Genomic DNA, 12839 nt, shown 5'->3' on the forward strand with positions numbered 1-12839 from the left:
ATCTACCACAATCCATTCTTATAATCACAACAGTATGATTAAGTGACTTTTTTCACTAACTTCTCTAAGAATAATATTAACACATTCAGGACATAACAACATAGTTGAATTCCACACATACTAATAGTTCGGAGGTTGTACATATGTTCAGAAAAAGTATTCTAAGATTTTTGTTCTTTCTAGTCTTAGCTGGAAGCCTCTCTATCGTTTCATCACATGATGTCCAGGCAGCGTTATCTTCCACCCCGATTATACCAAACCCAGTGTCGGAGCCTGTAGTTCATTCACAGAATGATCATACTTCTTCGAAAAATTCAAAAGAGCAACAACAAAAGAAATCCTCAGCTACATTATCTGAGCTTTATCGGAAATTTCCTGAAACCATGAAGACTAGAGGTCCGAGGGGGAAAAAAATCGCTCTCACCTTCGATGATGTTCCAGATTCTCGATTTACACCAGCCGTGCTAGATATACTAGCTAAACATCATGTAAAGGCTACGTTCTTTATCGTTGGCAAACGTGCCAAGGATCATCCTGATATCGTAAGAAGAATTCAGCGTGAGGGGCATGCCATAGGTAATCACTCCTATGATCATCCCCAATTCACCAAGATCTCCTTGGAACATTTTCAAAGCCAAATTAACACAACCGAGCAAATTCTTAACGATTTAATTCACTATAAACCACGGCTCATACGTCCTCCTTACGGAGAAATTACGGAAGAGCAGCTGAAATGGGCTAAGAAGCAAGGGTATAAGATTATCAACTGGAATGTAGACTCTCTAGATTGGAAAGGGATTAGTAAGGACGAAGTGAAGAAGAACATTCTTTCCCATGTAGGACCAGGTTCCATCATTCTCCAACATGCTGGCGGGGGAATCGGATCGGATCTAACAGGAACGATAGAAGCTCTTCCTGAAATTATTTTGAATCTAAGGAAGAAAGGATACACTTTCGTAACCGTTCCCGAATTACTCCAAATAAGTGTAGAGAAAATTCCTACCCCTAAATAACGATGGCGTATTCATCAACCGAGCGAACCACCCTTTAAGAACATCTTTTACAAAAAGAAGGGTTGTCCTATATGCCATTATCGTTGGCATATAGGACAACCCTTTAACGATTCTATTTCATATTTCACTTAGTTTATGAAATACAACTCAATCTCTTGATATCCAAATACTCTTACACTTTGCTGACTTCCCGGGATGAATATATCTATTCGATTGCCCTTTATAGCCGAGCCTGCGTCCGTTGCCGTTGCAACAAATGCATCCTTGGGAAGACCATCATGACTATGTCCAGTCACTAACACTTTTGTCCCCATTGGTATAATCTTTGGGTCTACAGCAATGGTGCCCAATTTGAGTGGATTTCCGAAATAATCAACGGCCCCCCATTTACCATTCTCACTTGCAGCAGCAGAATAGGCTGATGCTTTGACATTTAAAGTTTTGCTATAGTTAAATGTTTTACCCCATGCTTCCACTACTTTTTGATTATCTGAAACATTCAGAATTGAAGCTGTTGAATTCACAGTTGCCGCTGATACTGTATTCTTAGCCGTTGGTATGGTTAAATTTATTCCTGCATAGATATTGTTTTCATTCGTATTAGAATTGGCATTGATCAATTTATTGAGATCCACACCATATTGTTGGGATAGTTTGAAGAAAGTATCGCCATCTTTCGTTACGTGAACGGATTCTGCATGAACCGGTGTACTCTGTACCACCATAGCGATTCCTATTGCTGCTGCAAACATTTTAATGGATTTAAATTTAATATTCATTGTTTTTGTGCTCCTCCTTGTATTAAAGCCTCAAAGTTTCGGCTCAACTAATATATCACAACTTTGTAACCTTTAGATATGTAATGTTTCCCATCTCACTTAATTAACATGATTACGGCGCCTTTTCACGTAAAAAAACACGGAGATAACAATGACTTTTTCGTCATTATTCCCTCCGTGTTGCTCTATATTTCAATTCGCTTATCACATTATTTTCACAACACTTTGCTAAGGAATTCTTTCGTACGGATATTCTTCGGATGATTAAATACCTCTTCTGGTGAACCCTGCTCCATAATACGACCTTCATCTATAAATAGAATACGATCACCCACTTCACGGGCAAACCCCATTTCATGAGTAACAATAACCATCGTCATCCCTTGCACAGCCAATTTCTTCATAACTTCAAGAACCTCTCCTACCATTTCAGGATCTAGTGCTGAAGTAGGCTCATCGAATAACATAACGTGTGGCTGCATAGCCAATGCGCGAGCAATAGCGACACGTTGCTTCTGTCCTCCCGACAATTGATTCGGATAGACATCCTTTTTATCAGATAACCCAACAGTTTGCAGCAGATTGTTCGCGATCAACTCAGCTTCATTGGCAGACTTTCTCTGAACTGTAAGTGGAGCTAACATAATGTTCTGACCTACTGTTTTATGTGGGAACAGATTGAAATTCTGAAATACCATTCCCATTTTCTCACGCGTAGCATTGATGTCATGATTAGGTGATGTTATTGATTTCCCTTGAAATAATATTTCTCCAGAGGTGGGCTGCTCAAGCAGGTTGAGACAACGTAGAAATGTACTTTTCCCTGAACCTGAAGGGCCGATCACTACGACGACCTCACCCTTTGATATTTCTATATCAATTCCTTTAAGTATGTCTAATTCCCCGTATGATTTATGAAGATCTTTAACGGTTATCACTAGCACTCAACCTCCTTTCTACAACTCTCAGTACCTTGGACAATGCAAACGTCATACAGAAATAAATAACCGCTGCAATAATAAATGGGCTCAGCCCTTGATAAGTAATATTCTTAACGACTCCGGCCTGATACATGATATCTGCCATTCCAATAACCGAGATGATCGACGATTCTTTAATAATCGTAATGAATTCATTACCAATTGCCGGAAGAACAGCCTTTAATGCTTGAGGCAATATAATATGACGCATCGCTGTGCTTCGTTTCATCCCTAATGAGCGAGCTGCCTCCATTTGTCCCCGGTCCACGCCCTGAATACCTGCTCTAAATATTTCTGCAAGATAAGCTGAACTGTTAATCGATAACGTTATAATTCCGGATTGTAGTGGTGAGAAGTTAATACCAAATGTTAAGGCCATACCGTAATGAATAATCATAAGCTGTACAAGCATTGGCGTGCCTCGTAATACTTCAACATACGCTGAAGCTAACCACCTCAACAAACCAATATTAGTCATACGTAGTAACGAGATGAACAGACCAATAATGAATCCAAATAATACACCTAATGCCGACAGCAGGAGCGTATATCCGATTCCTTGTGCATAATAGCTTCTGTATTTCCAAGCAATATTAAATATATTCCCTGATTCTTGCCTATCAGCCGCTAGAATACTCGCTTCTTTAACCATTCGATCAATGTCACCATTACTCTGTAATCGAGCAAGTGTCTCATTGATGGAATTCAGTAGTTCAACATTCCCTTTCTGAATTCCAATGGCTGCCAACGAATCAGCATCTTCTGGCACAGCATCAGCAAGAACAATCTCCGAATCAAGGTAACCTTGAGCCACTGTATCTTCAATAATAATGGCGTTGATTCGCTTCGTTTGTAACTGCAATACCAAATCTGGAATTTTATCCAATGAAGTCAGATGGGCATTAGGAATATCCATTGCAATTTCTTCTTGAATCGAACCTTTTTGTACACCAATTTTCTCATTCTCAAGTTCTTTCATCGTCGGGAAATGCTCTTGATCTTCCGCCCTCACCACGACTACTTGTTGTGCCAAATAATAATCATTTGAGAAATCAATACTTTTACGACGTTCTTCCGTAGGCGTTAAGCCCGAAATAACAAAATCCACTCTACCACTTTGTAATGCAGACAGTAGACTATCAAAGCCCATATCCTCAATGACAAGTTCAGCTTCAAGATCCTTTGCAATTTCCTTCGCAATCTCGATATCGAACCCAACGATTTGATCTTTTCCATCTATCGTTTTGTGAAATTCATAGGGCGGAAACTCGGCGCTTGTTCCGAGAACCAGCTTTTTGGTTATTTTCGTAGTTTCTTGTTCTGCACTCACGATTTCTGTAGTCTGCAAACCCGTAGTTAGCAGGATGACAGCACTCAGTAAAAACACGATGAATCGAGTAATTTTCTTCAACTTTCTGTTCTCTCCTTACCATTTATAAATATGACAGATTGTTAACCCGTCATAATAAAGTATTTTACAACTGAACAATCATAAGTGAAAATGTATTATTATGCAATGACATTCATTAAATCGTTAAAATGATAAATAGGTATCCTTTAAAAGGAATACCATACTGTCTATAACCATATCACGATGGTTCTTGTGAATATTTCCTTATGTTGTCCAGTAATTCATCCCTATATAACTTTCCGCTTCATACTCATGACCTTTTGAACATAATCAAAAAAATCGCCCCTTCGTTTATTTGCGATGACTTACCATCATCTAAACGAAAGAGCGATTTCTCCTGTATTCGAATAACGTATTGATTAAGTAAACTTCCGGATATTCACAGCGAGTCATACCCTCATTGACTCGTCACTTGTTCGTAAATAGTGATATACTCACGGGCTGAGACGTTCCAGCTATAATCGCCATGAAATGCATTCTTCATTATTCGTCCCCACGGTTCCGGCTTATGATAGAACGATACGGCACGACGAATCGTATGCATCATATCATGCGCATTATACGCACTGAAAGTAAATCCATTCCCTTCTCCCGTGAACTCGTTATAGGCATGAACGGTGTCATTCAAACCTCCTGTCTCACGAACCACGGGGATGCTGCCATACCGTAAAGCTAAAAGTTGACTTATTCCACATGGTTCAAACTTAGATGGCATAAGGAATAGATCACTAGCGGCATAACACTTACGTGCTAATCCCTCATTAAAGGTAATTAGTGCTGCACATTTAAGTGGATATCTCTGGGCCGCTTCCTTAAACCAACGTTCGTAATAAGGATCTCCCGTACCCATAACTACCAGCTGAACGTCATCATAATACAACATTTCGTCTAGAATCCTTATGACTAACTCCAGCCCCTTAGAATCCACAAGCCGAGTAACCATTACGATGAGAGGAACCTTAGGCGCTATTGGCAGATTTAATTCCTTCTGAAGTTCGATTTTATTCTCTCTCTTCAGATCAAAGTCCAACTGATAGTTGGAGTAAATGTTTGGATCATTAGCTGGATTATAGCTCTGTGTGTCAATCCCATTTACGATCCCTGTCAATTTATCCCCTAATGAAGTTAGTAACCCTTCCAGTCCATATCCGTATTGAGAGGTCTGAATTTCTTTGGCATACGTTGGGCTGACGGTCGTCACATGATCAGAGAATTGAATGCCAGCTTTCATAAAGCTAGCTTGTCCGAAATACTCGACACCAAGATAGTACTGATTGTCCAGCTCTAGAAGCTCTCCCAACATCTCGTATGGAAATATCCCTTGATACAGTAAATTATGAATGGTGAATACGGTTCGCATATGTGAATAAAAAGGATCATGTCGATACTGAGCTTGAAGTAACAATGGGATCATCGCTGTGTGCCAATCGTGACAATGCAAGACGTCTGCTTGAAAGCCGACCTCACCAATCACCTCAAGAACGGCTCGATTGAAAAAGGCAAAGCGCTCTCCATCATCCATATATCCATAAACCGCATCTCGTCCAAAATAATATTCATTATCGATAAAATAAATTGGAATTCCATCCTGAATAATAACTTCAATCCCACAATACTGATTTCTCCAACCCATCTGCACAACAATTTCAGACACATATGTCATGCTATCACGATATTCTTCAGAGATTCCTCGGTATTTGGGCAGAATAACAGCAACCTCAATCCCCTCTTGATGGAGTGCTTTGGGTAGAGAGCCAATGACATCTGCCAATCCTCCTGTTTTGATAAAAGGTACAACTTCAGCTGCAGCGAATAACACTTTCACGATTCATCTCTCCTTCTAACTTCTCTCTTATAAATAAGCATACTGAGCGGCGGGATCGTAACCTCAAGACTCTGTTTCTGATGATGCCAAGAGACATTCTCCGATTTCACAGAAAGTTCAATCCCTTCCCCTTCTCCTCCGAACTCGACTTCGTCACTATTAAATACACACTTATATGCACCTTTTTTCAAAACACCTATGCGATATTTCCGTCTTACAATAGGTTGGAAGTTAATGATAATGATGAGCTCGTCTACCATATTTTTTCCTTTTCGTATATACGAAAGCACACTCTGTGATGAATCATCTGCACTAATCCACTGATGCCCCTCCATCACATGATCCAGCTCCCAAAGTGCCTTTTCATTCAAATAGAAATGGTTCAATGCCTTCGTATAGGTCTGGGTTTGACGATGTTTATCATACGCCAACAACAGCCAGTCTAATTGTTCTTGATCTCTCCATTCTATAAATTGTCCAAATTCACCACCCATGAAGAGTAGTTTCTTGCCTGGTTGAGTCATTTGATATCCAAGCAAACAGCGTAGCCCGGCAAATTTCTCCTCATAGCTTCCAGGCATTTTATTCAAAAGCGACTTCTTACCATGAACAACTTCATCATGTGATAGAGGTAAAGCGAAATTCTCTGCATATGCATAACAAATGGGAAATGTCAGTAAATGATGTTTGGAAGGTCTATCCCAGTAAGGTTGTTCTATGTATTCCAACGTATCGTTCATCCAGCCCATATTCCACTTGTAATTGAATCCTAATCCTTCGAGGTCCACGGGAGAAGTGACTCCTGGCCATGCACTAGATTCTTCCGCCATCATTAATGCATGTGGGTGGTAACGAAAGACAGTCGTATTCAGCTGCTTCAAGAAAGCGATCGCTTCCAAGTTCTCAATTCCACCAGCCTCATTCAATTGATGTTGCTCTACTTGTTTATCGAAATCAAGCCGGATCATACTCGTGACTGCATCTACGCGAAGCCCGTCAATATGATACATATCAAGCCAAAATAAGGCATTGGAAATAAGGAATGATATGACCTCTGGCTTCCCATAATCAAAGGATAATGTTCCCCAACCCAGTTTCTCAGCTTTAAAGGAATCTTCATATTCGAAACATGGCGTACCATCAAACATTCGTAAACCATGGGCATCTTTAGCGAAATGAGCTGGTACCCAATCCATAATGACACCAATCCCTGCTTGATGGCATTCATCAACTAATAACATAAATTCATGGGGAGATCCAAAGCGACTACTTACTGCAAAAAATCCAGTTCCTTGATAGCCCCATGACAGATCGTAAGGATGTTCGCTCAAAGGCATAAATTCAATATGCGTATATCCCATTTCTTTTACATATGGAATGAGTAAGTTCACCAATTCGGAGTAAGAATATAACGTACCATCCTCCTTCTGTCTCCAAGTTCCTAAATGAACTTCATATATGTTAAGGGGTTGTTGGAAAGGTTGTCCTGATTGTTGACGCCATGCGGAGTCATTCCACTGGTAACCATCTAATGAAGACACTACGGATGCTGTGGCGGGTCTAACTTCTGCTTGAAATGCATAAGGATCTGCCTTGAGAAAAATTTCCCCTTCAGGACCCGTGATTTGATATTTGTATAATGTTCCAACGGTTACATCTGAGAAAAAGCGACTCCATAATCCGGATTTGGGCATTCTATTTAATGAATGATTCAACCCATCCCATGCATTCATATCTAATGCCAATCCCACATGAGATGCGTGCGGCGCCCATACGGTAAACCGTACACCATGAAGTCCATTTTCCATTGTTGGATGTGCCCCAAGGAAACGGTAACTATGATTGAAAGTTCCTTCATGAAATAAGAAACTATTTTTTGCTGAAATTACTTCCGACGTACTGTTCTGATCCATCAACTTATCACCTTCTTAATTCAATTATAGTCATCTCTACCTGTAGCCTATTCCAACCAGACTGAAAATATGAATGATATTTATTAATAATCAATGTAATATTTCATGATTTTTTCAATATACTCCTTTCATGTGGAAATAAAGAGCTCTACGTGTCACTACATTGCACAACAATTAGGAGGGAACAACTTGATTAGAAAAGAATGTATTGCTATGTTGCTTGCAGGAGGAGAAGGCCGCAGATTAGCACCTTTTACATCAGAGATGGCCAAACCAGCGGTGCCATTTGGCGGTCATTATCGTATTATTGATTTTCCTCTTAGTAACTGCGTTAACTCCGGAATTGAAACGGTTGGTGTTCTTACCCAGTACGAGGCAAACTCATTACATGATCATATTGGCATTGGTGAACCTTGGGGATTACACAACAACGAGGGCGGTGGTGTCTCACTTCTGCCATCTTATAGAACGGGGACTGATTATTCAGGTACAGCAGATGCTATTTACAAGAACATTGATTATGTCGATCGTCACAATCCAGAACATGTACTCATTCTTTCTGGAGATCATATTTATCACATGGATTACGGTGAAATGTTACATCAACACAAGAGTAAGAATGCAAAAGTAACCATTTCTGCTATGGAGGTTCCTTTGAAGGAAGCTAGTCGGTTCGGTATTTTAGGCATAGATAGCGACATGCAGATCAATGCTTTTAAAGAAAAACCAGTGCAACCTGATAGTAATTTGGCATCTATGGGAATTTACATTTTCAATTGGGAATACTTAAAGCAACTGTTGATAGACGATGCTTCTAACCTCACTTCTTCCCACGACTTTGGGAAAGATATCATTCCAACCATGTTATCCAAACATGATCCTCTTTATGCTTATAAATTCAATGGATACTGGAGAGATGTAGGCACGATTGAGAGCCTCTGGGAAGCCCACATGGATCTCTTGGATGATAATGTTGATTGGGAACTACATAAGACCAACTGGCCTATGTACAGCCGTTCGTGGAACACAAAGATAAGCCCTCAGAAGAATAAATCAGGTAACATTTCAAACTGCATGATGTCTGACTCTTGCACTTTAGATGGAAGTGCTGAGAAATCAGTCGTTTTTGGTGGGGTTGAAATCGGAAAAAATTCAGAAGTTAGAAATAGCGTCATTATGCCCAATGTTAAGATTGGTCGTAATGTTATTATAGAGCATGCGATTATTGGCGAAGGGGCAGTCATTAAGGATGGGTCTGTCATTCAAGGCTCCGCAAACCATTTATTTGTCGTTGGACCCCGTGAGATCATATTTCAGAAGCCGTCTTTGCCAACATTACGAACACAACCAGTCCGGTTACTTAAGGAAGCTTATGAGAACTCTGCGCTTCTTCGTGCTGAAATGTTGTAATCTAAACACGATTGTAGTTCAATAAATACAAATAAGAGCGACATCCTCTATTATGAGGATGTCGCTCTTATTGTTGTTCTTTAGTTCATTCGTATTCAGTCTAAACAGGTTCAGCTACTAGCGGTAACATAACCCTTACGATGGTTCCCTCTCCTAAAGAACTGAGGATTTCCATGGTTCCTTGATGCTGTTCCACAAGTTGTTGTGAAATTGCAAGCCCCAAGCCGGTTCCTCCATTTAAAGGATTCACTTGGAAGAAACGATCTCGCACTCTGTTCAGATGCTCCTCACTAATCCCTAATCCATTATCTTGAACATCAACTTCTACTTGCTCAGGATAGCAATTTAACACGATACGGATAATGCTGTTCTCTTCCGAGAATTTAATAGCATTGTCAACAAGGTTCAAAAAGACCTGTTTGAGACGGTTACCATCCGCGAATACAATCGGGTTCTCATCCGATTCTAGAACAAGTTTAATATATTTCTTCTCCGCTTTTGTCCACAAATTTAGCATAATTTCCTGAAGCAACTCTTTGAGGATTACTTCGCCAACGACAAGTTTCATCTCATTTTGCTGAAGTTTGGAGAAATCCAATATTTCTTCGACTAAACCAATCAACCGTTCCGTCTCTTTGGATATAATCTGCATCCCAATCTCAGTCTCTTCAGGATCATACCCACCCGAACTTACAGTCTCGCTCCATCCCTTAATGCTCGTTAAAGGTGTTCTTAGCTCGTGAGAAATGGATGAGATGAAATCATCTTTGATCTGATTACTTCTAATAATCTCTTCAGCCATATGATTAAGAGTGCTTGCCAATTCACCCAACTCATATTTGTAATCACCTTTAACACGTACCTTATACTTCCCCTTGGCCATTTGTGCAGATACCGCAGTAATATTATTCAGCGGTTTAACGATCGAATTCGCAAGTCCTAAGCTAAAGGCAAGTACGACAGCTAATACTGACATGCCAATCCCAAGCGAAAGCATAGTAACATTCAATAACTTATCATTCACAGTCTTTAATGATGTTGTATACCGTAGAATAAACGTATCTTCTCCGCCAATTTGTATCAGTTTCGACACGGACATGACATCTTCATTCGTAGATAGTTGACGTCCTACCCATCTACCCGTATTTCCTGAAATGGCTTGAGGGATATCACTAGTTGTTATCGTTGTATCTGGATTAAATTCCGTTGTATTTATGAGTACCTTACCTTTTGTATCCAAAATTTGAAGTTCAGTAAAGTCCAACTTAAAGTTGGCTAGCATGTCTGATAGTAAATTAATATTTTCTTCCTCATAGAGCCGAAACATCTGATAGTATCTTTCTGATGTTTCGGCAGAGTTGGATATATGGCTATATACACTATCATAATAATACGTTCTTATCGCTAACAGAAAGATAACTTCCACAAGAAGCAGCGCCGTGAACACTACAATGAAATAGTGTAAGACAATCTGTCTGCGTATACCTTTCTTACTCATTGGATCTGACCCTTCCATTTATAACCATGACCCCATACCGTTTGTAGATATTCTGGTTCTGAAGGATTTTCTTCGATTTTTTGACGTAAGCGACGAATGTTCACATCCACAATCTTCGGATCCCCCATATATTCTCTTCCCCAGACATGATCTAACAGTACATCACGACTTAGCGGAGTGGTTTCTTTCTCTAGGAAAAATTGAATCAGTGAAAATTCAGTTGGTGTTAGTTCAATAACAACACCGTTCTTCTTAAACTGTTTCGAAATTAAATCCAACGAGAAAGGGCCCGAGTTAAAACTAACCTTTGCTGAATTCTCCCGATGGACACTGACACGCCTTAATAAAGATTGAATACGGGCAATAAGCTCCGTTGGGCTGAATGGTTTACTGATATGGTCGTCAGCGCCCACCGATAATGCGTACACCTTATCTTGCTCCTGTACTTTGGCTGTCAAGAAAATAATCCCAATTCGCTCATTCGTCTCTCTAATTCTTCGACACACTTCAAAACCATCAATCCCAGGAACCATAACATCTAGAAGCGCAATATCGATATCTGGTATCGTTGTTAATTTGTCAATCGCTTCAAAACCATCCGCTGCCTCAACAACTTCAAACCCATTGCGCTTTAAATTGATGACAATAAAACTACGAATGGATTCTTCATCTTCCAAAATTAATACTTTACTCATTTCTGGCTTCCTTTCCTTTCGATTGGAGCTACATCCGTCTCCACCTTTTTATTTTTATTAAGCTCGAGATTTATGTCATAACCTTTATATGCAATCACTTTATCGCTAGCACGAACCAATAGTTCCCAACTGCTATGATCCTTTTCCCATTCTTGTTTCGTGAAGAATTTGATCTCAGCTACCGTCTTATCTGTATCCAACATCTTAAATCTTAAATACTCATCTTTATTGGATACGGTATCAATCGTAATGTTATCATGCCATTCTGGTGAGAAGAAATTAAGCATAAATCTATTCTTATGATCATGATATTGCTGCCTAACAAAGCTCATTCCCTCTTTCCCATCCCATTGATAGTAAGAGAAGAACCAAGGTATTTCTTCAAAACTATAGTGTTCCCATCCTTTGGGCGTCTCTAATATACCGACATCAATAATACCATCAGAATTGACGTCTTCGCTGTAAATCTGGATATCTTTATACGTCTGATCCATATTGAGAACAGGAATTAACTTATTATCTTCCATGACAATAACTTCAGAATAAAAGTACCCCGAGCCTGATCCACTCGCTGCATCTAATATGATTCCTTTCTTGTCCTTGGACACCATTCCTGCGACAACATTGTAATAATTGTTAAGCAAAGATTCCATTTCCAATTTATCTATCTCAACAAAATCATCATTAGAATATTGAAAAACGGTCATTCTAGCATACTCATTTCGTTTCAACGACACGATCGTAAGGTCATTCAGACCGTCTCCATTCAGATCATCGATGACATAGTGGGTATATGAGAAGTCATGCACCTTTTCAAGAGTGCCAGCATTATAACTATATATAACGAGTCCATTGTGCTGCTCCTCTCCCCCTCTGGAGAACCCAGCAATAATATCAATACTCCCATCATTCGTCATGTCCAAAAACTCCAATGATTCAAGTACTTTACCTTCACCATCAAACGTTAATTGTTGTACCCAAGTTCCATTCTGCTCCTCAAATATAGAACCATGTAATGGAATTGCCTGGTCATTTGTCTTATAGAATACAACAACTTCCTTTTTGCCATCATTATTCAAATCAACGAAACGAATAAGGCTTGTATTATCGTTCTTACGAGCACGAATTAGTTCCGCTCCTTTGGGTAGTTGTGATGTAATAAAAGAACGCAATGACTCATTCTCTGCAGAAATTTGTGGTATCTTCATCAGAGAAACCGGATCACTTATAATGCTGCAACCTCCAAGAATAAAAAGGGTCAAGCAAGCAGCACATGCTCGAATTAAGCTTGATTTGTACACCCATATCACTCTTT

Annotated in this window: 10 protein-coding genes; 2 read left to right on the forward strand and 8 right to left on the reverse strand. The window is 39.7% G+C overall.

Features of this window, described 5'->3' with window-relative positions; genetic code table 11:
* Positions 1-143: 143 nt before the first annotated feature.
* Positions 144-1013: a polysaccharide deacetylase family protein gene (locus ACP8HI_RS09755; protein ID WP_438350895.1), complete on the forward strand. Its 870-nt coding sequence runs from the start codon at positions 144-146 to the stop codon at positions 1011-1013.
* A gap of 128 nt (positions 1014-1141) precedes the next feature.
* Here the strand turns inward: ACP8HI_RS09755 and ACP8HI_RS09760 are convergent, their stop codons facing one another.
* The 5 genes from ACP8HI_RS09760 to glgB all read right to left on the reverse strand — a co-directional run bounded on the left by ACP8HI_RS09760 (position 1142) and on the right by glgB (position 7924).
* Positions 1142-1792, reverse strand: coding sequence for a 3D domain-containing protein (locus ACP8HI_RS09760; protein ID WP_438350896.1), 651 nt, complete (start codon positions 1790-1792; stop codon positions 1142-1144).
* A 215-nt stretch (positions 1793-2007) separates the two neighbouring features.
* Positions 2008-2730, reverse strand: coding sequence for an amino acid ABC transporter ATP-binding protein (locus tag ACP8HI_RS09765; RefSeq protein WP_438350897.1), 723 nt, complete (start codon positions 2728-2730; stop codon positions 2008-2010).
* Entirely contained in the window at positions 2717-4183 is a 1467-nt protein-coding gene (locus tag ACP8HI_RS09770; RefSeq protein WP_438350898.1) for an ABC transporter substrate-binding protein/permease, read from the reverse strand. Before ACP8HI_RS09770 ends, ACP8HI_RS09765 begins: the two co-directional genes overlap by 14 nt.
* Positions 4184-4580: 397 nt before the next feature.
* A complete protein-coding gene (gene glgA / locus ACP8HI_RS09775; RefSeq protein WP_438350899.1) occupies positions 4581-6008 on the reverse strand; it encodes a glycogen synthase GlgA in 1428 nt (475 codons plus the stop codon).
* The gene (glgB, locus tag ACP8HI_RS09780; RefSeq protein ID WP_438350900.1) at positions 6005-7924 is read right to left on the reverse strand and encodes a 1,4-alpha-glucan branching protein GlgB; all 1920 of its coding nucleotides are present in this window, start codon (positions 7922-7924) and stop codon (positions 6005-6007) included. The genes glgA and glgB overlap by 4 nt, the downstream gene beginning before the upstream one ends.
* A gap of 186 nt (positions 7925-8110) precedes the next feature.
* Between glgB and ACP8HI_RS09785 the strand changes: the two genes are divergently transcribed.
* Entirely contained in the window at positions 8111-9331 is a 1221-nt protein-coding gene (locus ACP8HI_RS09785) for a glucose-1-phosphate adenylyltransferase (protein WP_438350901.1), read from the forward strand.
* Positions 9332-9431: 100 nt separating this feature from the next.
* Here the strand turns inward: ACP8HI_RS09785 and ACP8HI_RS09790 are convergent, their stop codons facing one another.
* From ACP8HI_RS09790 to ACP8HI_RS09800, 3 genes are read right to left on the reverse strand one after another with little or no spacing between them, the layout of a single operon-like run.
* On the reverse strand, positions 9432-10829 hold the full coding sequence (locus tag ACP8HI_RS09790; RefSeq protein WP_438350902.1) for a sensor histidine kinase: 1398 nt from the start codon (positions 10827-10829) through the stop codon (positions 9432-9434).
* Positions 10826-11524, reverse strand: coding sequence for a response regulator transcription factor (locus tag ACP8HI_RS09795; protein ID WP_438350903.1), 699 nt, complete (start codon positions 11522-11524; stop codon positions 10826-10828). The genes ACP8HI_RS09790 and ACP8HI_RS09795 overlap by 4 nt, the downstream gene beginning before the upstream one ends.
* On the reverse strand, positions 11521-12732 hold the full coding sequence (locus ACP8HI_RS09800; protein ID WP_438350904.1) for a hypothetical protein: 1212 nt from the start codon (positions 12730-12732) through the stop codon (positions 11521-11523). The genes ACP8HI_RS09795 and ACP8HI_RS09800 overlap by 4 nt, the downstream gene beginning before the upstream one ends.
* Between the last annotated feature and the right edge of the window lie 107 nt (positions 12733-12839).

Source organism: Paenibacillus sp. FA6 (genome assembly GCF_051550225.1).
Classification (GTDB): domain Bacteria; phylum Bacillota; class Bacilli; order Paenibacillales; family Paenibacillaceae; genus Paenibacillus_AQ.